This window comes from Rhodococcus sp. ARC_M12, from assembly GCF_022810385.1.
Taxonomy (GTDB): domain Bacteria; phylum Actinomycetota; class Actinomycetes; order Mycobacteriales; family Mycobacteriaceae; genus Rhodococcoides; species Rhodococcoides navarretei.
On the sequence record NZ_JALGQI010000002.1, the window covers coordinates 180,651 to 202,452 of the forward strand.

At 64.8% G+C, this 21,802-nt stretch carries 22 protein-coding genes and 4 tRNA genes; 16 read left to right on the forward strand and 10 right to left on the reverse strand.

Features of this window, described 5'->3' with window-relative positions; translation table 11 throughout:
* Positions 1-41: 41 nt before the first annotated feature.
* Positions 42-230 (reverse strand): hypothetical protein, encoded by a 189-nt coding sequence (locus tag MTX35_RS04405; protein WP_008719333.1) that lies wholly within the window; start codon positions 228-230, stop codon positions 42-44.
* A 61-nt stretch (positions 231-291) separates the two neighbouring features.
* Between MTX35_RS04405 and MTX35_RS04410 the strand changes: the two genes are divergently transcribed.
* The 5 genes from MTX35_RS04410 (at position 292) to MTX35_RS04435 (ending at position 7,619) form a co-directional block, all read left to right on the forward strand.
* Entirely contained in the window at positions 292-2,583 is a 2,292-nt protein-coding gene (locus MTX35_RS04410) for a helicase-associated domain-containing protein (RefSeq protein WP_243593802.1), read from the forward strand.
* Positions 2,584-2,671: 88 nt separating this feature from the next.
* Positions 2,672-4,327, forward strand: coding sequence for a DNA repair helicase XPB (locus MTX35_RS04415; RefSeq protein ID WP_243593803.1), 1,656 nt, complete (start codon positions 2,672-2,674; stop codon positions 4,325-4,327).
* Positions 4,328-4,366: 39 nt separating this feature from the next.
* Complete coding sequence (locus tag MTX35_RS04420) at positions 4,367-5,035, forward strand: DUF3239 domain-containing protein (RefSeq protein WP_243593804.1); 669 nt, start codon at positions 4,367-4,369, stop codon at positions 5,033-5,035.
* Between the two features lie 389 nt (positions 5,036-5,424).
* The gene (locus MTX35_RS04430) at positions 5,425-6,597 is read left to right on the forward strand and encodes a pyridoxal phosphate-dependent aminotransferase (protein ID WP_243593969.1); all 1,173 of its coding nucleotides are present in this window, start codon (positions 5,425-5,427) and stop codon (positions 6,595-6,597) included.
* Positions 6,594-7,619 carry an AraC family transcriptional regulator gene (locus tag MTX35_RS04435; protein ID WP_243593805.1) on the forward strand — a complete coding sequence of 342 codons (1,026 nt, stop codon included), beginning with the start codon at positions 6,594-6,596 and terminating at the stop codon, positions 7,617-7,619. Before MTX35_RS04430 ends, MTX35_RS04435 begins: the two co-directional genes overlap by 4 nt.
* Here MTX35_RS04435 and MTX35_RS04440 read toward each other — a convergent pair.
* A complete protein-coding gene (locus tag MTX35_RS04440; RefSeq protein ID WP_243593806.1) occupies positions 7,612-8,037 on the reverse strand; it encodes a VOC family protein in 426 nt (141 codons plus the stop codon). The genes MTX35_RS04435 and MTX35_RS04440 overlap by 8 nt on opposite strands.
* 58 nt (positions 8,038-8,095) lie before the next feature.
* Between MTX35_RS04440 and MTX35_RS04445 the strand changes: the two genes are divergently transcribed.
* Positions 8,096-8,716 carry an alpha-ketoglutarate-dependent dioxygenase AlkB gene (locus tag MTX35_RS04445; protein WP_243593807.1) on the forward strand — a complete coding sequence of 207 codons (621 nt, stop codon included), beginning with the start codon at positions 8,096-8,098 and terminating at the stop codon, positions 8,714-8,716.
* Here MTX35_RS04445 and MTX35_RS04450 read toward each other — a convergent pair.
* Complete coding sequence (locus MTX35_RS04450; RefSeq protein ID WP_243593808.1) at positions 8,713-9,804, reverse strand: 3-deoxy-7-phosphoheptulonate synthase; 1,092 nt, start codon at positions 9,802-9,804, stop codon at positions 8,713-8,715. The two genes, MTX35_RS04445 and MTX35_RS04450, sit on opposite strands and share 4 nt — an antisense overlap.
* 248 nt (positions 9,805-10,052) lie before the next feature.
* On the opposite strand from MTX35_RS04450, the gene MTX35_RS04455 reads away from it, so the two are divergent.
* The 5 genes from MTX35_RS04455 (at position 10,053) to MTX35_RS04475 (ending at position 14,088) form a co-directional block, all read left to right on the forward strand.
* Positions 10,053-11,096, forward strand: a complete 1,044-nt coding sequence (locus tag MTX35_RS04455) for an iron-siderophore ABC transporter substrate-binding protein (protein WP_243593809.1) — start codon at positions 10,053-10,055, stop codon at positions 11,094-11,096.
* 97 nt (positions 11,097-11,193) lie between these two features.
* A complete protein-coding gene (locus MTX35_RS04460) occupies positions 11,194-11,652 on the forward strand; it encodes a MarR family winged helix-turn-helix transcriptional regulator (RefSeq protein ID WP_243593810.1) in 459 nt (152 codons plus the stop codon).
* Positions 11,649-12,074 (forward strand): organic hydroperoxide resistance protein, encoded by a 426-nt coding sequence (locus MTX35_RS04465; protein WP_027495882.1) that lies wholly within the window; start codon positions 11,649-11,651, stop codon positions 12,072-12,074. The genes MTX35_RS04460 and MTX35_RS04465 overlap by 4 nt, the downstream gene beginning before the upstream one ends.
* An 11-nt stretch (positions 12,075-12,085) precedes the next feature.
* On the forward strand, positions 12,086-13,081 hold the full coding sequence (locus MTX35_RS04470; RefSeq protein WP_243593811.1) for an NADP-dependent oxidoreductase: 996 nt from the start codon (positions 12,086-12,088) through the stop codon (positions 13,079-13,081).
* Between the two features lie 89 nt (positions 13,082-13,170).
* Positions 13,171-14,088: a pseudouridine synthase gene (locus MTX35_RS04475; RefSeq protein WP_243593812.1), complete on the forward strand. Its 918-nt coding sequence runs from the start codon at positions 13,171-13,173 to the stop codon at positions 14,086-14,088.
* Here the strand turns inward: MTX35_RS04475 and MTX35_RS04480 are convergent.
* Entirely contained in the window at positions 14,015-15,133 is a 1,119-nt protein-coding gene (locus MTX35_RS04480) for a hypothetical protein (RefSeq protein ID WP_243593813.1), read from the reverse strand. The two genes, MTX35_RS04475 and MTX35_RS04480, sit on opposite strands and share 74 nt — an antisense overlap.
* Positions 15,134-15,233: 100 nt before the next feature.
* Here MTX35_RS04480 and MTX35_RS04485 point away from each other — a divergent pair, with 100 nt between their 5' ends.
* Together MTX35_RS04485 and MTX35_RS04490 are read left to right on the forward strand one after the other, a co-directional pair.
* A complete protein-coding gene (locus tag MTX35_RS04485) occupies positions 15,234-15,818 on the forward strand; it encodes a helix-turn-helix domain-containing protein (protein ID WP_243593814.1) in 585 nt (194 codons plus the stop codon).
* An 89-nt stretch (positions 15,819-15,907) separates the two neighbouring features.
* Positions 15,908-16,207: an ANTAR domain-containing protein gene (locus tag MTX35_RS04490; protein WP_243593815.1), complete on the forward strand. Its 300-nt coding sequence runs from the start codon at positions 15,908-15,910 to the stop codon at positions 16,205-16,207.
* A 12-nt stretch (positions 16,208-16,219) separates the two neighbouring features.
* Here MTX35_RS04490 and MTX35_RS04495 read toward each other — a convergent pair whose 3' ends face one another.
* From MTX35_RS04495 to MTX35_RS04520, 6 genes are all read right to left on the reverse strand, one after another.
* Entirely contained in the window at positions 16,220-16,522 is a 303-nt protein-coding gene (locus tag MTX35_RS04495) for a hypothetical protein (protein ID WP_243593816.1), read from the reverse strand.
* Between the two features lie 85 nt (positions 16,523-16,607).
* A complete protein-coding gene (locus MTX35_RS04500) occupies positions 16,608-17,177 on the reverse strand; it encodes a DUF6584 family protein (RefSeq protein WP_243593817.1) in 570 nt (189 codons plus the stop codon).
* Positions 17,178-17,282: 105 nt separating this feature from the next.
* Positions 17,283-17,356: transfer RNA gene (locus tag MTX35_RS04505), tRNA-Phe, on the reverse strand.
* Positions 17,357-17,412: 56 nt separating this feature from the next.
* Positions 17,413-17,486 (reverse strand) — tRNA-Asp (locus MTX35_RS04510).
* Between the two features lie 122 nt (positions 17,487-17,608).
* Positions 17,609-17,681: transfer RNA gene (locus MTX35_RS04515), tRNA-Glu, on the reverse strand.
* A gap of 79 nt (positions 17,682-17,760) precedes the next feature.
* Positions 17,761-18,429 (reverse strand): TetR/AcrR family transcriptional regulator, encoded by a 669-nt coding sequence (locus tag MTX35_RS04520; RefSeq protein ID WP_243593818.1) that lies wholly within the window; start codon positions 18,427-18,429, stop codon positions 17,761-17,763.
* 655 nt (positions 18,430-19,084) lie between these two features.
* Between MTX35_RS04520 and MTX35_RS04525 the strand changes: the two genes are divergently transcribed.
* The 3 genes from MTX35_RS04525 to MTX35_RS04535 all read left to right on the forward strand — a co-directional run bounded on the left by MTX35_RS04525 (position 19,085) and on the right by MTX35_RS04535 (position 21,709).
* On the forward strand, positions 19,085-20,338 hold the full coding sequence (locus MTX35_RS04525; RefSeq protein ID WP_374230233.1) for a lipase family protein: 1,254 nt from the start codon (positions 19,085-19,087) through the stop codon (positions 20,336-20,338).
* 67 nt (positions 20,339-20,405) lie between these two features.
* A tRNA-Lys gene (locus MTX35_RS04530) sits at positions 20,406-20,481 on the forward strand.
* A 271-nt stretch (positions 20,482-20,752) separates the two neighbouring features.
* The gene (locus MTX35_RS04535) at positions 20,753-21,709 is read left to right on the forward strand and encodes an acyl-ACP desaturase (RefSeq protein WP_032381649.1); all 957 of its coding nucleotides are present in this window, start codon (positions 20,753-20,755) and stop codon (positions 21,707-21,709) included.
* The last annotated feature ends 93 nt before the right edge of the window (positions 21,710-21,802 follow it).

Genomic DNA, 21,802 nt, shown 5'->3' on the forward strand with positions numbered 1-21,802 from the left:
CCCGACGATGTCGGGGGCTTTTTCGTGTTCGAGGGCAGCGGTCAGCGATTGACCACGGTCACCGGATGGGCGTAGGGCAGGTCTTCGACGGGCAGCGGGAACTCGGTGTCCTCACCGAAGGGTGACAAGCCACCCGATCGCGCGGACGAGAGTTCGGTCACCGCGTGGTCACCGCGAGCGGTTTCCGGCCAGCCTGGATCGACATAGGGCTTCTTCGACTTGTTCACCATGCGCCCATTTTGACACCTGCCCTGCGGCGAGCACCAGCCCAGGTCTCTAATCTGATAGACGATGACCGACACGACTGCGCACCGACACACCGACACGCCCCCAGATCTGCCTCAGTGGATCGCAGCTCGAACCGACGCCGAGCTGATCAAGGCCATGTCGCTGCGTCCGGATCTGACCGCGCCGCCGCCCGCATCCCTGGCCGTGCTGGCCGGACGGGCCGAGCAGCGCCGGTCGATCCTGCACACCGCAGACACCCTCGACACCCTCGCACTCACGGTCCTCGAAATCCTCGCCGTCGAAGAGGCCTACGAGCGGCCCGTCACCCGCGCAACGTTGCTTGCGGTGGTGGCCAAGCGCGCACTGGCCAAGAGCGTCGACCGGGTGCTGGCCCAACTGCGCGAACGGCTGCTGGTGTGGGGAGACGCAGCCGGGTTCCGGATCAGCCCCGCAGCGGCGGATGCCGTGCCGTGGCGCATCGGGCGCGTACTCGACCCGGTCGACAATCTCACCGAGGCATCCATCACCGCTGCACTGGCCGAACTCGGCGACGGTGAACGCAACCTCCTCGACACCCTCGCCAGATCGTCGCCGACCGGGCGTACCAGGGACGCTGCGCCCGGCACACCCCCGGATCGGCCCGTCCAGAAGCTGCTCGCCAAGGGCCTGCTGATCTGGTTGGACGAGCAAACCGTCGAGCTTCCCGTCCAGGTGGGGCAGATTCTGCGCGGCGAGCCGATGTCCGACCCACGCTCTCTCGCCGAACCCACGCTCGACACCACTACGCATTCACTCGCCGACGTGGACGCCGCCGCGGCAGGCGAGGCACTCGAGCTGGGCAGGCACTGCGTAGCGATCATCGACGCGCTCTCGACCGCACCGGCACCCGCCCTCAAAGCCGGGGGCCTGGGAGTGCGCGAGCTCCGCAAGATCACCAAGGCCACCGGACTCGACGACGACCGCGTGAGCGTCCTCGTCGAGCTGCTCGCCGCCGCCCACCTGATCTCCAGCGGAACACCGGACCCGGTTCCCGCGTCCGACAACGGCGACGATTACTGGGCACCCACGCCTGCCGTCGACGCGTGGCTCGCCGCCGCACCGGCGGCCCGCTGGCACACGCTCGCCGCCGCCTGGCTCGAAGTGCCACGGGCACCCTGGGTCATCGGGATGCGTGACCCCAACGACAAGCCCATCGCCGCCCTGTCCGAGGAAGTCCGCTCTCCGGCCGCACCGCGGGATCGACGCATGATCCTGGAACTGCTCGCCGAACTCGGCAGTGGGCACGCAGCGCAGCCCGCCGACCTCGCTCGCACCCTGGCGTGGCGTCGACCTCGGTGGTCCGGACGCTTCGGCGTCACCCCCGTCGGCCATGTTCTCGCCGAAGCGACGGCGCTCGGCATCGTCGGCCGTGGAGCGATGTCGACCCCGGGTCGCTCGTTGCTGCACGACGGCAATGCCGAAGCCGATATGCGTGCGGCTCTACCCGAACCCATCGACTACGTCCTGGTGCAAGCCGACCTCACGCTGGTGGCACCCGGCCCGCTCGAGCCGGACCTGCAGGATCGGATCGAACTCGTCGCCGACGTGGAATCCGCGGGCGCAGCCACGATGTACCGGATCAGCGACACGAGCCTGCGCCGCGCACTCGATGTGGGACTGAGCGCGTCCGAGTTGCACGCGTTGTTCGCCACCCACTCGCGGACGCCGGTGCCGCAGGCCCTGACCTATCTGATCGACGACGTGGCTCGTCGGCACGGCCGCCTTCGAGCAGGCGTCGCCGCGTCGTTCGTTCGGTGCGAGGATCCGGCGTTGCTCGCCGAGGTGATGGCGTCCCCGGCGGCCGAATCGCTGGCGCTGAGGGCACTGGCCCCCACCGTCGCGATCTCACAGGCTCCGCTCGCCGAGGTGCTCACGGTGTTGGCCGGAGCGGGTTTCGCGCCGGCAGGCGAGGACTCGTCCGGCACCATCGTCGATCTGCGTGCGCGCGGGTCGCGGGTCTCGGCACGGCGGCCGCGCCAGGCGTTCCGCACTCCGGCCGTCCCCACCGAGGAACAGCTGGGGTCGTTGGTGCGCGGAATGCGCGCCGCCGACCGAGCGGCAGGCAACGGCGGCGCAGTGGTACGCGCCGACGGATCCCGGGCCAGCAGCACCGCGACGATGACGCTGTTGCAGACCGCAGCGAAGGTCAAGCGGAGTGTGAGCATCGGCTACGTCGATGCCCAGGGGGTTGCCACGCATCGCATCGTCGATCCGATCAGCATCGGCGGCGGTCAACTCGACGCGTTCGACCCCGCCACCGGTGGGGTTCGACGCTTCACCCTGCATCGAATCACCTCGGTCGCGCTGGTCGAGTAGACCGGGCTCACGTGCACGCACGCCCCTACCTGTGGACAATGGAGAAGTTGCGCTCTTTCGGGCGCAGCAGATGTCTCTAGGAGGAACCGTGACCGACGGCCCGCTGATCGTCCAGTCCGACAAAACGTTGTTGCTCGAGGTCGATCACGATCTCGCGGGCGCAGCGCGGGCGGCCATCGCACCGTTCGCGGAGCTCGAACGTGCCCCCGAGCACGTGCACACCTACCGCATCACCCCACTGGCACTGTGGAACGCACGTGCCGCAGGCCACGACGCCGAGCAGGTGGTCGATGCGCTGGTGAACTTCTCCCGCTACGCAGTGCCGCAGCCGCTCCTGGTCGACATCGTCGACACCATGGCTCGGTACGGCCGACTGCAGTTGGTCAAGAGCCCGGTGCACGGCCTGGTACTGATCAGCCTGGACCGCGCTGTGCTCACAGAGGTGATGCGGCACAAGAAGATTGCGCCCATGCTCGGCGCGATGGTCGACGAGGACACGGTGATCGTGCATCCCAGCGAACGCGGCCACGTGAAGCAGATGTTGCTCAAGATCGGCTGGCCTGCCGAAGACCTCGCCGGTTACGTCGACGGCGAAGCGCACCCCATCGAGCTCGACACCGAGGGCGGCAACTGGACGCTGCGCGACTACCAGGAGATGGCGGCCGATTCGTTCTGGGCCGGCGGCTCGGGCGTCGTCGTACTGCCGTGTGGCGCCGGCAAGACGATGGTCGGCGCCGCCGCGATGGCCAGAGCCAAGGCGACCACGCTGATTCTGGTCACCAACACCGTCGCCGGTCGGCAGTGGAAGCGCGAACTCATCGCACGCACCTCGCTCACCGAGGAGGAGATCGGCGAGTATTCGGGCGAGCGCAAAGAGATTCGCCCTGTGACAATCGCCACGTACCAGGTGATCACGCGTCGCACCAAGGGTGAGTACAAGCACCTCGAACTCTTCGATTCCCGGGACTGGGGACTGGTGATCTACGACGAGGTGCACCTGCTGCCCGCGCCGGTGTTCCGCATGACGGCCGATCTGCAGTCGCGTCGACGCCTCGGCCTGACCGCGACGCTCGTCCGCGAGGACGGCCGCGAGGGCGACGTCTTCTCGCTGATCGGACCCAAGCGCTACGACGCCCCGTGGAAGGACATCGAGGCACAGGGCTGGATCGCGCCCGCCGAATGCATCGAGGTTCGCGTCACCCTGACCGATGCCGAGCGTATGTCGTACGCGGTCGCCGAGCCCGAGGAGCGCTACAAGCTGTGCTCGACGGCGCACACGAAGATCGCCGTCGTGAAATCGATCCTCGCCAAACATCAGGACGCCCCGACGTTGGTCATCGGCGCGTACCTCGACCAGTTGAACGAGCTCGGCGAAGCGCTGAACGCTCCGGTCATTCAGGGCTCGACCAAGAACAAGGAACGTGAAGTGTTGTTCGACGCGTTCCGCAAGGGCGAGATCCAGACGCTGGTGGTGAGCAAGGTGGCTAACTTCTCGATCGACCTTCCGGAAGCGTCCGTTGCAGTGCAGGTTTCGGGAACGTTCGGCTCCAGGCAGGAAGAGGCCCAGCGCCTCGGCCGACTGCTCCGACCGAAGCACGACGGCGGTCAGGCGCACTTCTACTCGGTGGTCTCCCGCGACACCCTCGACGCCGAGTACGCGGCCCACCGCCAGCGTTTCCTCGCCGAACAGGGCTACGCCTACCGCATCACCGACGCGGACGATCTGCTCGGCCCGGCGATCTGAGACTTCGGGTCGGCTCGGCACCGTGCTAGGAATACCTGTGTGCGCAAGTTCGAGTTCCCCGTAGACGTAGCCCACGCGAAATCGGTCAACGAGACGTTCACCGAGCTTCGCCGGTTACGGGCCTCTGCGGCGCTCACCGCCGTCTTCCTGATCGCGCTGGGGGCCTGGTTCATCTGGATCGCGGCCCCGTGGTCGTACATCCTCGGCGCGGTGTTCCTGATCGGCGCGGCCACTTCGCTCTGGGTGATGCTGTGGGCACCGCGAAAGATGGGGTCCATCGAATCACAATATGCTGCAGGCGATCTCGTGCCGGCGGTGGTGGCCGAGAAGCTACCGAGTGGAGCAATACTGCTGGCCCTGGTCGACATCGCAAAGCCAGGGGTGAACGAGCCGCACTACGTGTTGATCACACGCGTCGTGCGGGCGCTTCCCGGCCACGCCGTCGAGCGGGGCGCGCAGGTGCCTGCGGTGTCGGTTCTCGCGGACCGGGGCCGGAACACCGGTGGGCGGACGTGGCAGCTGGCCTCGGCGATGCCCATAGCCTGGGGAACCACCGACAAGGCGGTCATCGCACGCGCCGTCGACGAGATCACCGAGGGCGAATGGGCGCTACTGCACGCCAACATCGGTCTGTCCGAAAAAGTCCGCACGGCCAAGAACCAGCAGCTGCTCATCGACCCGGCGGATCTTCCCGACGACCTGCGCTGATCGGGGCACCTCTCGTACGCTCAGCGTCGAAACAGCCATCGCGGGGATGCGATTCGAGAATTGTGGCTCGACTCGATACTTGTCGACAACTGACCTCGGGTCGCACTATTCGAAGCCTACGACGGAATGCCGTGTGATCATTCGAATTGTGGTCGGTGAGGTCAGTAGTACGTCATTCCATGCTCCTCCAGCGCCGTACTTCAGCGACCACGCTTCGTGCGTCGCCTCGTCCGTCGCGATCGGAACGGTGTGAACGTGGTCGTGAGCCCACCGAGACTCCCGCGGGCAGGCTTCGGCGGCGAGCGCGTGATCACGCAGCGAGTTCCAGAGCCGAGCGGGTCGATACCGACCTGATCCAGCCGTTCTGCTCGGTGAACTACGCTGCAGGAATGTCCGAGTTGTTGCCCTCGCGCACAGTGGCACGGTTGCGCCCGTTCTCCTCGACGATCTTCGCCGAGATGACCGCACTCGCCGTCGAGAAGAATGCCGTCAACCTCGGGCAGGGCTTCCCTGACACCGACGGCCCACCCGCCATGCTCGAGGCAGCTCGCGAGGCCATCGCGAACGGACTCAATCAGTACTCCCCCGGCCCCGGCATGCCGGTGTTGCGCGCTGCCATCGCCGACGACCGAGCGGCCCGATTCGGACTGAGCTACGACCCCGATTCACAGATACTCGTCACCGTCGGTGCCACCGAGGCGATCTCGGCGTCACTACTCGGTCTGATCGAGCCAGGCGACGACGTCCTGCTGATCGAGCCGTTCTACGACTCCTACGCGGCCGCCATCGCCCTCGCCGGTGCCACCAGGACCGCCGTGCCCCTGGTCTCGGACGGCAACGGGTGGACCGTCGACACCGACGCCCTCGCGCGCGCGATCGGGCCTCGCACGCGCATGCTGATCGTCAATTCCCCGCACAACCCCACCGGCACGGTCTTCGACCGCGACACCATGATCCGCATCGCCGACATCGCGGTGGCACACGATCTGCTGGTCCTCACCGACGAGGTGTACGAGCACCTCGTCTTCGACGGTGGCGTGCACACCCCGATCGCGACACTGCCCGGGATGTTCGAGCGCACCGTCACCGTGTCGAGTGCGGCGAAGACCTTCAACGCCACCGGATGGAAGACCGGTTGGGCGCTCGGACCGAAAGAGCTGATCGACGCCGTCCGCGCCGCCAAACAGTTCATGAGCTTCGTCGGCGGCACTCCTTTTCAGCCGGCCGTGGCCTACGCGCTCGAGCACGAACAGGCCTGGATAACCGCCATGCGCGACGGGCTGCAACGCAAGCGGGACACCCTCTCGATTGCTCTCGCCGCCGCTGGAGCGGATGTGAAATACAGCGCGGGAACGTATTTCGTCTGTGCCGACATCGCACCGATCGGGCGGGGCGACGCCTACGAGTTCTGCCGTTCCCTCCCGGACCTGGTGGGTGTCGCGGCCGTTCCGGTCACGGCCTTCGTCGACGAGCCCGCTCCGTGGAAGTCGTTGGTGCGCTTCGCTTTCTGCAAGCAGGACGAGGTACTCTCCGACGCGGCCGAGAGGCTGCGGACATTGTGACTCCGCAGCCGACGATCCCGGCGTATTTCGTCAGACAAGCCGTCGACCTCGCGACGAACAGTGGTGTCGACCTGACCTACCCGTTGTCGATGGCGGGCATCGGATCCACCATTCTCGACAACCCGGCCGAGCGTCTGACCACCCGGCAGGTCACCGCGTTCACCCAGGCGGTCTGGACGATGACCGGCGACGAACTGTTCGGCCTCGCCGCAGTACCGGTGCGGCGCGGGAGCTTTCGCGTGGTGTGTCAGACGCTCATCCACACCGAGAACCTGTGGGCGGCACTGATTCGGATGTCCGAGACCATGCGGGTGTTGATTCCGGTACGTCCCATGACGTTGGATCGGACCGAGGAGTCCACGGTGTTGACGGTGCACGTCACCCCCACCACGCACCTGAGCCCGGAAGCCAACGAACTCGCCGAACGCTTGCTGACCGATTTTCTGTTGATTCTGCTGCACCGATTCGCGGCCTGGCTCATCGGCAGCCGGGTCAAACTGCTGTCGGTCCAGCTGCCCTACGCGTTACCGGGACCGGAGGCCGGGAAGATGTACGACGCCATCTTCGGCACCCACGTCGAGTTCGGAACCGACCTCGCCACACTTGAATTCGACACTGCTGTGATGCGAGCACCGATCGTGCAGACCGAGGCCACTCTGGCGGAGTATCTCGCGGAATCGCCCAATCTGCTGTTCTCGTCGCGAGATTACGACAGCACGGCCTCGAGCCAGGTCCGCCGCGCTCTGGAAACCGGATTCAAGGGCGGCGCACCGGGGACCGAGGAAATCGCGGCGATGCTCAACATCAGCCCGCCGCATCTGCGACGCATCCTCCGACAGGAGGGCACCTCGATCAACCAACTGCGAGAAGAGGTTCTGCGCGATGCAGCGATCTCCGGGCTCAGCCGCGGCGACAGCGTCGACGACATCTCGACCCGATTGGGCTTCTCCGAGCCGAGTGCCTTTCGCCGAGCCTTCAAGCGGTGGACCGGCCAGACCCCCGGCGCATACCGTCTCAGCTGACGCAGAACTCGTTGCCCTCCGGGTCGGTCATGGTGATCCAGACGCTGGGGCCCTGCTGTCCTCGATGCAGTACCGTCGCGCCCCGCGCTTCGAGTTCCGTCACCACCGATTCGCGCTCGTCGCCGACGCGGATGTCGAGGTGCAACCGATTCTTCACCGTTTTGGCCTCGGGCACCGATTGAAAGAGCACTCGCGGGGTGCCGGGTGACTCGGCGTCGACGATGCCCGCGCCGGCCCGCCACACGAGAACGCCCTCGAAGGTGGTCGTGTCCTCGTCGCGAGCGTGTCCAGCGGCGACCATCTCACGGATGAAGTCCTCGTTGCTGGGTTCGGACTGCCAACCCAGAGTCTGCGCCCACCACTTCGCCAGCGCATGGGGGTTGACGCTGTCCACGACGACCTGAAATACGTATCCCATGGTGGGACAATACCGCCGGTCACTGGAAATGGGAACACCTGTTCGATACAGTCGAACCATGTCGCTCGCGATGCAAGGCTCGTTGTTCGGTGACGCCGACGGCGGCGTCGGGTCGCTCGAGTCCGTCACCCGTCGCGAACTCACACTCGGGGCGTGGGTGGACGTTCGCCCGGGTTGGTTGTCCGATACCGATCTCTTCGACTCGCTGGTGACCGACGTCGATTGGCGCGCCGAACGCAGACAGATGTACGACCGCGTGGTCGATGTGCCACGGCTGGTTCGGTTCTACGGCGAGCGCGAGCGTTGGCCCGACGCATCGCTGTACGACGCGCGCGACGCCCTCGACGAGCACTACCGCGCCGAACTCGGCGAGTCCTTCGCCACCGCCGGACTGTGCTACTACCGCGACGGGTCCGACAGCGTCGCCTGGCACGGCGACAACATCGGCCGCAGCGCGACCGAGGACACCATGGTGGCGATCGTATCGCTCGGTGCCACAAGGCAACTCATGCTTCGACCGCGCGGCGGCGGTACGTCGCTGAAATTCACGCTCGGTCACGGAGACCTGGTGGTGATGGGTGGCTCGTGTCAACGGACGTGGGAACATGCCGTACCCAAGTCCACCCGCGCGACCGGCCCACGCATCAGCGTGCAATTCCGACCGCGCGGGGTTCGTTAGCGAGCGGTTCGGGAGTTCCGACGCTCCTCGACCGCCGCAGCCAGCACGTTCAATTGTGTTGCCGTGGTGTCCCAGTCGAGGCAGGCATCGGTGATCGACTGCCCGTAGACCAGATCGTCGCGGCGGCCGAGTTCGAGATCCTGACGCCCCTCGACCAGGAAGCTCTCCAGCATCAGACCGACGATGCCGTGTTCGCCTGCCGCTACCCGGGCGGCCACGTCGGTGACGACGTCCACCTGCTTGTTGTGGTCCTTGCGGCTGTTGCCGTGACTGGCGTCGATGACAACGCGCTCCGGTAGGCCCGACTTATTCAGCCGCGCAACGGTATCGGCGACCGATTCGGCGTCGTAGTTCGGTCCGTCGACGCCCCCGCGGAGAATGACGTGGCAGTCCGGGTTTCCGACGGTACGAATGAGCGCTGCTTGGCCGTCCAGATCGGTGCCGGGGAAGACATGACTCGCCGCGGCGGCGCGAGTTCCGTCGACCGCTACCTGGATGTCACCCTCGGTGGAGTTCTTGATCCCCACCGGCATCGACAGCGCACTGCACAGCTGGCGGTGCACCTGGCTCGCAGCGGTCCGTGCACCGATCGCGCCGTAGCTCACCAGGTCTGCGATGTACTGCGGAGTGATCGGGTCGAGGAATTCGCATCCGACCGGCAGACCGAGCGCCGAAATATCGAGCAGCAGTTGGCGTCCCACTCGTAGTCCGGCGTTGATGTCGAAGCTGCCGTCGAGGTGCGGATCGTTGATCAGTCCCTTCCAGCCGAGCGTCGTCCGGGGCTTCTCGAAGTAGACCCGCATGACGATGTGCAGTCGGTCGCCCAATTCGGCTGCCGTGGCGGCAAGTCGGCGGGCGTAGTCGAGAGCCGCGTCGGTGTCGTGCACCGAGCACGGGCCGACCACGACGATCAGCCGATCGTCGGTGCCGTCCAGCACGTCGACCACTCCCGCGCGTCCGGTTCGGACGGTGGCCGAGATCGCGTCGTCCACAGCGTGTTCGCGGCGCAGCACTGACGGGGCTATCAGTGGACTGATGCTGATGGTCCGCTGATCGTCGAGAGGTGGGGTGTCGAGAGAGAGTGTCATGAGAGGGCGTTCCTGTTCCCAGGCCGGCTCATCATGCTCCACACGCACTTCGAGCCGGTCTGTATCCGGCTCGTGGGGTGGAAGTTCAGCGCATGGCGTCGCTGGCTGACCCACCCGGGGCCGGCCTGCTAAACCAGAAATACGTGCGCTGCATGAGAGCACCGTAGCAGACGCATAGCACCGATCTCGGCCCGTCGAGGTTTAGGCTAGCGTTACCTGTCTCTGTCGGACCCGTGAAAGAGAACGAAGTGAAACGTCTACTCCTGGCCACCACGATCGCCGCGGTCACCGCACTGACCACCGTTGCCTGCGGCGACACCGACGAGCAGACGGCCACTCCGTCCACCAGCAATGAATCCACTACCGGCGACGCCGTCACGGACGCACCAGGCCCGACCGGCATTCCCGACGGGATGGGTTCGGGAGCCGCGGACGGAGTGTTTCCCCGCACCGTCGGGCACTTCGGTGGGTCCACCGAAATCCCCGCCGAACCGACGAAGATCGTCGTGATCGCCACCGGCCAGCTCGACGCGGCCCTCACTCTGGGCGTCGTACCCACCGGAGTCGCCTACGGGGACGGTGCCGCACTGGTTCCGGACTACATCAGCTTCTCGTTCCCGCAGTACGCGGATCGCATGTCGCAGTTCGTCGACGTCGGCAACCGGCAAGAAGTCGACATCGAGGCGATCGCCGTTGTCGAACCGGACCTCATCCTGGCGAACAAGGCAGGCTCGGAGGACATCTATTCGACTCTCTCGACCATCGCTCCGACCGTGCTCACCGAGGGCACCGGAGTGAACTGGAAGCAGGACTTCCTGCTTCTCGGCGACGCGCTCGGCCGCACCGAGCAAGCCCAGAGCTTCCTCGACACCTTTACCTCCGACGCTGCGGCACTGGGTAATTCGGTTGCCGATGGCGGCACGCCCACGGTCTCCTTCGTTCGCTTCACCGCTGATCGCGCGCGAGTGTTCGGCGTTCCGTCGTTCGCCGGTTACATCGCCTGGGACGCCGGACTGGCGCGGCCGGAAAGCCAGCAGTTCGACAAGACTTCCCAGGACTTCAGCGAGGAAGAGATTCAACTGGCGAACGCGGACTGGGTGTTCGTCTCGAGCCAGGACGCCGAAGCCGATTCGAGCGCCGCGTCGTACACCACGAACCCGCTGTGGACCGGAATGAGCGCGGCCACCGAGAACCACATCGTGCGCGTCGACGACGACCCGTGGTACCTCAACGCCGGTCCGACCGCGGCAACCATCGTGCTCGACGGCTTGAAGAACGCCCTGCAGGGCTGACCCCCACGTGCGTGGAACTTCGTAGTCCACTACGAAGTTCCACGCACATCGGACAGATAGGTTGCGCACAACTTAACCGTGCACTACTGTCCTTGACGTGACCAACGAACTCGCACTCGACCGTCAGGTGTGCTTCGCGCTGTACTCCGCATCGCGGGCTACGACCGCGGTGTATCGCCCGATGCTCGAGGAGCTCGGCGTCACGTACCCGCAGTACCTCGTACTGCTGGTGCTGTGGGAGAAGGACGGGCGCGGCGTCAAGGACATCTGCGCCGAACTCGATCTCGACACCGGCACTCTGTCGCCGATGCTCAAGCGGCTCGAAGGCCTCGGTTTCATCGAGCGCCGACGGCTGAGCACGGACGAACGCCGTGTCGAAATCCACCTCACCGAGACCGGTAGCGCCATGCGCGCAAAGGCACTCGACATTCCACGCAAGCTCGCCGAGAAAACCGGCATGAACGTCGACGATCTCGTCAAGCTCAAAGAGTCGCTCGACGCATTGACGAGCGCTCTGCATCACACCGATTCGAGCACGACAGAAGGAGAATCATGAAGACCATCTACACCGCCGAAGCTCTCGCGACCGGAGAGGGCCGCAACGGCCACGCCCGCACCTCCGACGGACGCCTCGATCTCGACCTGGCCATCCCGGAGGCCATGGGCGGCAGCGGCAACGGCACCAACCCCGAGCAGCTCTTCGCCGCCGGCTATGCCGCGTGCTTCCACTCCGCACTGCAGATGGTGGCGCGCCAGGACAAGGCCGACGTCACCGATTCGGCCGTCGGCGCTCGTGTCGACATCGGACCCAACGACGCAGGCGGCTTCCAGCTCGCCGTCACCCTCGAGGTGACGCTGCCGAACCTGAGCCGCGAGAACGCCCAGGCCCTGGCCGACAAGGCCCACCAGGTCTGCCCGTACTCCAACGCCACCCGCGGCAACATCGACGTCACCGTCACCGTCACCGAAGACGAGTAAGAGGAAACACCATGAAGGCACACGAAATTCACCTCGCGTCCCGCCCAGAAGGCTGGCCGACCGAAGACAACTTTCGCGCGGAGGTCATCGAACTCCCCGAACTCGCGGATGGGCAGATCCTCGTCCGCAACATCGTGATGTCCGTCGATCCGTACATGCGTGGTCGGATGAACGACGTCAAGTCCTATGTACCGCCGTTCCAGCTCGACGCCCCACTCGACGGCGGCGCGGTCGGTGAGGTCGTCGAGTCCAAGGCCGACGGATTCGCGGTCGGCGACGCGGTTGTGCACGGCAAGGGCTGGCGCGACCTCGCCATCGTCCCGGCGAACGCCGCAAGCAAGGTCGATCTCTCGGCCGCGAAGGCGTCCGCCTACCTGAGCGCACTGGGAATGACCGGCACGACGGCGTACGCCGGACTGACCGACGTCGCCTCGTTCAAGGAGGGTGACGTCGTGTTCGTCTCCGGCGCTGCCGGGGCAGTCGGGTCGCTCGTCGGCCAGATCGCCAAGGCGCTCGGTGCTTCTCGCGTCATCGGCAGTGCCGGATCGCCCGCCAAGGTCGCCCGCCTGCTCGAGCTCGGTTTCGACGCAGCGTTCGATTACCACGACGGTCCGGTTGCCGAGCAGCTCCGCAAGGCGGCACCGGACGGCATCGACGTGTACTTCGACAACGTCGGCGGCGAGCACCTCGAAGCCGCCATCGGTTCGATGAACAAGTTCGGCCGAATTGCCATGTGCGGAGCCATCGCTCAGTACAACTCGACCGAACCGACACCGGCACCGCGCAACCTCGCGCTGGCCATCGGCAAGGAGCTGACACTCAAGGGGTTCATCGTCGGTTCCTACTCGCACCTCACCGATGAGTTCCGCGCGAAGATGACCGAGTGGCTCGGCAGTGGCGCAATCGAATTCGACGAGACGGTCGTCGACGGTCTCGACAACGCACCCTCGGCGTTCATCGGACTGATGAAGGGCGAGAACACCGGCAAGATGGTCGTCACCATCTAGCTCGGACCCGAAGAGTTCTACCGCAGTCCACACCCCGGTCGGGAATTCCGACCGGGGTGTTTCCATGCCCCGACGATTAGAGTCGACATATGCCCGCCGCTCCCCTTCCCTTGCGCGACGGTCTCGATCCCACTCGGGTGCGGATGCCCGACGTCGCGACCGGAGCGACGGTGCTCGAGTACCTGTGCGCCCGGTTCCCGCAGGACGCGGCCAGGCTGACCGAGAAGGTCGCCTGCGGCGAGATCGTCGACGCGGCAGGCGTACCCGTCGATTCGGCAACGGTGGCGAGACCACGCGCGGACATCTACCTCTACCGCGACCCACCGGTGGAGCCGACGGTGCCGTTCTCCCTCGACATCCTCCATCGCGACGAGAATCTACTGGTGGTCGACAAGCCTCATTTCCTGGCCACCACCCCGCGCGGCGCGTATATCGCGCGATCGGCCCTGGTCCTGCTTCGACGCCGGTTCGACCTGCCGGAGCTGAGCCCGGCGCATCGGCTGGATCGACTCACCGCCGGGGTTCTGGTGTTCACCGTCAGGCAGCAGGCCCGCCGGCCGTACCAAGAGCTGTTCGCTCAACGCACCATCACCAAGCAGTACGACGCGATCGCCCCACTCGCCCGGGATCTCGATCTCCCGTTGACGGTGCGCAGCAGAATCATCAAGGAGCGCGGCGTTCTTCAGGCCCGAGAGGTACCGGGCGAGCCCAACGCCGAGACACTCGTGGATCTGGTCGACACCGTCGGATCCCACGGCCTGTATCGATTGCATCCGCGAACCGGGAAGACTCATCAACTTCGGCTTCATCTGTGCTCGTTGGGTATTCCGATCGTCGGCGACAACTTCTACCCCACGTTCCGTGAGGTCGCCGACGACAACTACTCCGAGCCGCTCCGCCTGCTGGCCCGCTCGATCGAATTCGTCGATCCGCTCAGCGGCCTGGTTCGGCGATTCGAGAGTGATCGGAGACTCGACCCTCCTGCAGCACTCCAGATTCCGAGTTGATCTCGACCGTGCGGACGGTGATTCGATGGGAGATGACCGCAAGCGCGAACAGTCCGATCGCCACGTTCACCAGCGCGGCGAATCCCTCCTGAGCGAAGTCCACAAGAGCGTTGAGCAGAGTGAAGATCAACGCGGAGACACGGAGGATACGCAGCGGCCACAGCGCCCCGTCCGCACGCAACCTCAGCATCGCCGGCAGCGCCGTGGCGAAGGTGAGGCAGGCACTGACGAACAGGATTCCACTGGCGATTCCCATTCCGTCGACGTCGATCGCCAGGTCTCGTCGGTCGATGTGCAGTTCGCCGATGACGAGTTCGACGATTCCGAACACCACGCCGGCCCCGGAGACCAGAACCAGGCCCCAGCCGACGACAGGAACCCACCGGGCACTGGTGAAGAACGCCGGAATCAGCCGGGGAACGAACTGACGCAGGGAGTGGGTGCGTGACGTCGAGCGACGACAGGTACCGAGCAACATCCTGATGCCGGCCACGGTATCCGGATCGGCTCCTTCCGCCTCGGCCCGCGCGACCATCCGTAGCGCCCAATCGCGTCGATGCTCGGGTAGGCCGTGCGCGACGCCGTCGGCGGCGATGGCAGCCGCGTTGGCCAGCGATTCTTCGACCGAGGGCCGGCGGAACTCGCGGACGATCCTGCTGAACACCAACAGCAGGACCACCAGGACGTACATGATCTCCGACGAGGGGCCGTAGAAATAGTCGTTGTCCTTGGTGACGAATTTGCCGACTTCGTCGAGGAACAGTCCGAATCCGATACCGCCGAGCAGCACGGTGAACACCCGAACGCCGAAACCGACGAACATCCATCCGACGAGAAGTGCGAACATCATCGCCGCTCCGCCGTACAGGGCGTGAGCGATGTGCAGCGACTTACCACCCACCTGGGGATAGTTGGTCAACTCCAGATAGGCCCTGGTGATCAGGATGGTCGCGATGGCGACGACCATGAATGCCTCGGATGCAGGACTGCCGTAGGCATCACGGATCACGACGCTGCGAAATGTGGTCCCCGAACGACCGGTCATCGATCGAGTATGTGCCGCCTGCCGTCCTGCACGGGCCGTTTTCGGCCGAGTCACTATTTCCACACTTGACAAATCCGATTGCTGAAACTGCAATAGGGGTATGAAGGAATCGGTCACCAGCCTGGACGAAGTCATTGCGGGCCTCGGTCCCCGCCTCAAGCGCATCAGGATGGAGAAGAACACCACCTTGGCGTCGCTGTCCGAGACCACGGGAATTTCGATCAGCACGCTCTCGAGGCTCGAATCCGGTGACCGCAAGCCCAGCCTCGAACTTCTGTGGCCGATCGCGCGAGCCCACCAGATGGCCCTCGACGATCTGGTGACTGCGCCACCCGTCGCCGACCCGAGGGTGCGCACCACCGCCACGGTTCGTGAGAACGTCACCATCCTTCCGTTGACGCTGCGTCCCGGCGGCCTGCAGGCGTACAAGCTCGTGGTCCGCCCCGAGGACTCGGAGCCGCGTCCGCGCACGCACGAGGGCTACGAATGGTTCTACGTCCTCGACGGCACCCTGCGCCTGATTCTCGGCGAGCACGATCTGACGATGAAGGCCGGTGAGGCAGCCGAATTCGACACTCGTGTGCCGCACTGGTTCGGTGCCGTCGGCAACCGGCCTGTGGAGCTTCTGAGCTTGTTCGGACCGCAGGGTGAGCGAATGCACGTGCGGGCAAAACCGACGGTATGAAATGTCATGTCCGTGTGAGACAGTGAAGCCGCTCGACGCCAGGATCCGCTTCGGTCATCCGCACCGACCACACCATCTCGAGGAAAAAGATGACCGACAGACTGCCCGATTCGCCTGCATCTCGCACCGACGTCGACATCGCAACCGGAGTGCTGATCGGCATCCACGGTGGATCCGTCGCCGACGCCATCGAAGAGCTGTTCACGACCGCGAGAAATCACCGGGTCAGCCTGTTCGAGCTCTCGCGCACGCTCATCACCGTCGCAGAGGGCCGCGATATCGAGCGAACCTCGGCCACCGACGCGGTGTACGAGGTGTGGGGCTCGGCACTCGGCCGTCGTGGCGCAGAGGCGACCTTCGGCTTGGTCACCGACTCCGCAGCCCTCTGATCCCCGAGGTACCTACCCTCGCACGGACGGATCGGTCCGCAGCTCCGGGAAGCGGGCCGTCATTGCATCGATGTGTCGGTACATTTCGTACAGTTCGGTTCTGAGCGTCGACGCCTCGGACTCGAACGCTCGGGCACGAGCTTCGGCGCGTTCCGCGCGAGCTCGAAATGCCCTGGATTGCGCCCGCTCGATGGATGCCGAACACGTCTCGATGTGTTCGGCCAGTCCCCGTGCGAACACCCTCGCCTGTTCGAGATTGACGGCGTAGTTGTCGTCTCGCGGAGCGGGTGACGCTGCGCCGTTCGCTGTGCCCATGAATACCCGTCACCCTCGATCGTCGGCCAGAAATTCTTTCGCGACTCTACGCTCGGCGTCGAGCGGTTCTTCTCGGAACCGGGTGTCACCCGAACACGAGAGCCAGCACCACCGATGCCGAGGTGGCCGCTATGGCAATGACGATGGTCGCCGCGATCGCACGCTGACGCACCGTTCGGTAACTCGACCCCGTGCGGTCGTACTCGGAGTCGTCCTGATCGCCGTCCGAGCCGTAGAAGTCGTCCGAGTCCAGCCCGTCCTCGTCGAAGTAGACGACGTCTCGCGGTGGCACCCATCGCTGACCGTTGGCTTCGATCGAGGCTCCGAGCCGTTCGAGCCGAAGCCGAGCATGGGTGGGGTACCAGTCGGAGGGTGCGTGGATGGGCAGAGCCTGCGCCAGTGCCAACGGCGACCGGTACTGCCTCTCCAACGCCGCGAAGGCGGCAGACGCCGTCGGGTCGTCGTCGGAGATGTCGGTGAGGAACCAGGCCGCTCCGGCTGCGGCACGATCGCCGAGCACCAGGTGCGTGTACGCGAGCAGTTCGAGAATGCCGGGCGACGCCGGGTTTCGAGCCAGGGCGGAGACCAGGCGATCCCGGGCCGCGATGTTGTCTCCTCGCGCCAGATCCTCTTGCGCTCGCTCGATCACGTCCACGCGTCGACAATAACGCGTGAACACGAAAAAGCCCCTTCCGGAGATCCAGAAGGGGCTGTCGTCGTTCTTGTCGATCCCAGGTGCCTGTCGATCCAACACCGAGAGTGGCCAGGGCCGGGATCGAACCGGCGACCTTCCGCTTTTCAGGCGGACGCTCGTACCAACTGAGCTACCTGGCCGGGCGGCACCGGTGAAACAATGCCATCGCAATGTCGGTACTTTCGCACCGATGTTGCGACCCTGACGGGACTCGAACCCGCGACCTCCGCCGTGACAGGGCGGCGCGCTAACCAACTGCGCCACAGGGCCTTGCTGTTGTTGCCGCGCTATTTCTAGCGCAACAACTCTCCGAACTGCAAATCAACGCCTCGCCAGGAGCGAGATGGAGAATGCTTACTGCAGATCGGATTGTCAATCCGATCTTTCCTACGTACCCCCTACGGGATTCGAACCCGCGCTACCGCCTTGAAAGGGCGGCGTCCTAGGCCGCTAGACGAAGGGGGCCCGCCGAACTGCTTCGACGTTACCCTCAACGGCGTTCCGTTGGGAGCTGGGATAGCTTAGGACACTTTCGCTGTAAATCTCAAACCGGCAGGTCAGAGCTGGTTTTCGCGCAGTTTTCGCCGAAATGCTCCCACCCGTGCAGTTTGAATTCGGAGAGCCAACGCTCCGACGCCATCGCGAGGAGAACGACCTCGACGGACTCCTCGAACCGCTCACGCAGATCGGCGTTGTCTGCGACCAGATCCGACATGTAACGCTGACCGGCCATCGACGCAGCCAACACTCGGACGAACTTGACTGCGTCGAACTCCGGCTTGAGATCGCCCATCGCCAGAGCGCGCTCTGCCTGCTTGTGCCCCTGAGCGCCCCAGACGCGACCGCCGCCCGAATGAACCTCCGCATAGAACTCCGGCTCGACTATGAGCCGGAATTCGGCGCGCACGATCACGTCGTTCTGGAAGTTCTGCGCTATGTCGTCCACGATGCCGCGAATGACGTAGAAGGGATGCGCCGTGGTGTCGGCCCACTTCTCCGTGATGGCGACGTACCGATCCAGCCCGGCCCCGAGCACCGCTCTGGCCAGATCTTCCTTCGACTGGAAATGGAAATACATCGCACCCTTGGTGGCATTGGAGCCCTCCAAGATGGTGTTGACGGATGCCGCTGCGTATCCACGCTTTGCGAACTCCGCCGCCGCCGCCTCTACGATGGCCGCCCGGGTCCGCCGTGCGCGCTCTTGTTGTGCCATTTACTCCGTGCCTCCGAGCCCAAGCGCCCTGCGTATCCACAGGTAGTACAGATAGAGAGTACTTCACCCGAACGACACTCGAGTCGACTCACCTGCGGTTCGCTTCGGCCACCGCAGCCGACAGAAAAATCGGTTAGCGAACAGAAACAAGCCGGATGGTACGATCTGCGCGGCTCGAGTGCGCTGCAGGGGGTGCGCACTCGAGCCGCTTCACCGCCGTGGCACCGCCCACCGACAACCACCTGCTCCTATCGGGCCTCCACTACGACAACCAGTGTCGGCACCGGATCCGAAGCCGAGAGCGCACGCATCGCCCGATCGGCACCTCGAGAACGGAACCGTCGACGCGTCGCCCCACGGTCTCGGGCACGTGCCTCGCTTTCAGTTGAAAGCCGAATTACATTTTCCGGTAACAAGTCTCGAGACAGATTGATTCGGCAAGCTCGTTAGCAAGTCAAATCTATTGCACAACAATGCCTTACAGTCGCACGTTTGAGGAGCACATCCAAATAGCATGTTGCATAAACGATGTCGAAACGATAAATAGATAACGTTTTCGATACTTTCGCCGCTTCACGCATCCCTCGCGATCACATCAGCTTAGTGTGAAACGAATCACACTTACGCCTCTGCTTATCGGAAACGAGTGCATGCCATGAGGGGATCGGTCCGAATATTTCGTTCCATGACAACACTTTTCGCGGTCTCGCTTCTGATGCTCCCGGCAACCGGCACGGCGATCGCAGACCCCATCGGCAACTTCGTGAACCCTGTTCCCGATCCTGCCCTCTACTTGCCCACCCCGCTCGGCGAGCCCTGGTTCGATCCGCCCGCCGGCTACGAACAGCAACCACCCGGGTCCGTCCTGGCAACTCGACACGTCACCGTCGGGCCGCTGTTCACCCCCGTCAGGTCGACGCAAATCCTGTTCCGCACCAACGATTCCAAGGATCGGCCGGTTGCGGGTGTCACCACGATCATCGTGCCCACGGCTCCATGGACGGGCCCCGGGAGCCGGCCGGTAGTGGCGTACAACATGGCCATCGATTCACTCGGAAACACCTGCGCTCCGTCGTGGACCCTCCCGCGCGGAATCGCACCGGAGATCGTTCCGGTGCAATCGTTCCTGGCGAAGAACTACGCCGTCGTCGTCACCGATCATCAGGGGCCGCGCCAGGGATATGCGTCCGGACCGATGGCGGGCCACGCCATCCTGGACTCCCTCCGCGCGATGGTGAAACTGCCCGAACTGGGCTTGCCTGCAGGGTCTCCGATCGCCGCGACGGGATACTCCGGAGGTGCCATCGCTACCGGATGGGCCGCGCAGCTGGCTCCCAGCTACGCCCCGGACGTGAATCTCGTCGGCGTGGCGTTCGGCGGTGCACCCACCGATTACCGCATTCTGCTGCATTCGCTCAACGGGACGGTCGGCTCCACACTGTTCCTGTCGGCCACACTCGGCGTCGCCCGAGAGTATCCCGAGATGTTCTCGTTGATGAACGCCAACGGCCTGCGCCTGGCCACCATCGCCAAGGACATGTGCATCTATCTCACCGCCCCTGGAGGCCTGGTGGCTCCCATTCCAGCACAGGCCCTTTCGGATATTCCGGACGTCGATCGGACGCCGATCGCCGAGCAGATCATCGCGTCGACACGCATGGGTGGAGACAAGACACCGACCGTCCCGGTTTTCATCTATCACGGACAGCAAGAGTTCTGGATACCCGCGGAAGGGGCCGAGAACCTGTACGACGAGTGGTGCGCCAACGGCGCGAGCGTCCGATTGGAGGAATACGTCGGCGAGCATTTCGTTGTCGCGGTGACCGGAATACCCGGTGCGTATGCCTGGATCGACGACCGTCTGGCCGGCATTCCGGCACCGAACGGCTGCAGCAGCTTCGGACGCTGACCCATCGGTAGCACTGTCGGGGGTACATGCCGTCGGCGCTGCGCGGCCCGTTACACTTTCGAGCCGCGCCCCTATAGCTCAGTTGGTAGAGCTACGGACTTTTAATCCGCAGGTCGTAGGTTCGAGTCCTACTGGGGGCACCACACACCGTCCGGGTAACAGTGGTCACACCTGTTCGGAACGTACACTCGGACGTAACGATCGGACGAGATTGAGCGACGTGCAAGAGGAACTGCAGCGGTCGTCGATTCGCGAGGGCCGGCCGGAAGATCGACGCTCCGGGGGCACTTCGCGTCGATCGACACCGAACACCACGACCGCCGGAACAGCAAGTGAACAGGCGCGACGAGGTTCACACCGAACCTACGGTGCCGTAAGCTGGACCGGTCGTACGCAATCTATGGAGGCGATCTAATGGCGAGGGATCTGACACAGCTCGAGCTTCTGCAAGAGCTGGTGCCCACTGCCGAGGACAATGTGAACCGGCACATTTCGATGGCGCGGGAGTGGCACCCTCACGATTACGTTCCGTGGGACGAAGGTCGGAACTTCGCCGCACTCGGCGGCAAGGACTACGACCCGGAGCAGTCCAAGCTCTCCGACGTCGCGCAGGCCGCGATGATCACCAACCTGCTCACCGAGGACAACCTGCCGTCCTACCACCGTGAGATCGCCGAGAACTTCTCTCAGGACGGTGCCTGGGGAACGTGGGTCGGCCGCTGGACCGCCGAGGAGAACCGTCACGGCATCGTCATGCGTGACTACCTCGTCGTCACCCGCGGCGTCGATCCCGTCGCCCTCGAAGAAGCCCGCATGATCCACATGACCAACGGGTTCGCCTCACCGGCAGGCTCGCAGACGGGCCTGCTGCACTCGGTCGCGTACGTGACCTTCCAGGAACTCGCCACCCGCGTCTCGCACCGCAACACCGGCAAGGTCTGCGACGATCCGATCGCCGACCGCATGCTCCAGCGCATCGCCGCCGACGAGAACCTGCACATGATCTTCTACCGCAACATCACCGGTGCGGCGATGGACATCGCTCCCGACCAGACCCTCGACGCGGTCTCCGACATCGTGACGAACTTCGTCATGCCAGGCGCGGGGATGCCGAACTTCCGCCGCAACGGTGTGCTGATGGCCAAGCACGGCATCTACGACCTGCGTCAGCACCTCGAGGACGTCGTCTGGCCGGTGCTGCGCAAGTGGAGCGTGTTCGAGCGCAACGACTTCACCGCCCGTGGTGAGAACAAGCGTGAAGAACTCGCCGCGTTCCTCGAAGACCTCGAGCGTCAGGCCACCAAGTTCGAGGAGATGCGTGATCGCTCCCTCGCCCGCGAACGCGCGAAGGCCGAAGCACGCGCGTCGTAGTCTTCGATCGACTGGTGTGCCCGGTACCGACTTCGGTGCCGGGCACGCTTCTTTCTCCTGACAGTTCTCCCTCCGTTCCAAAGGCTTGTTTTC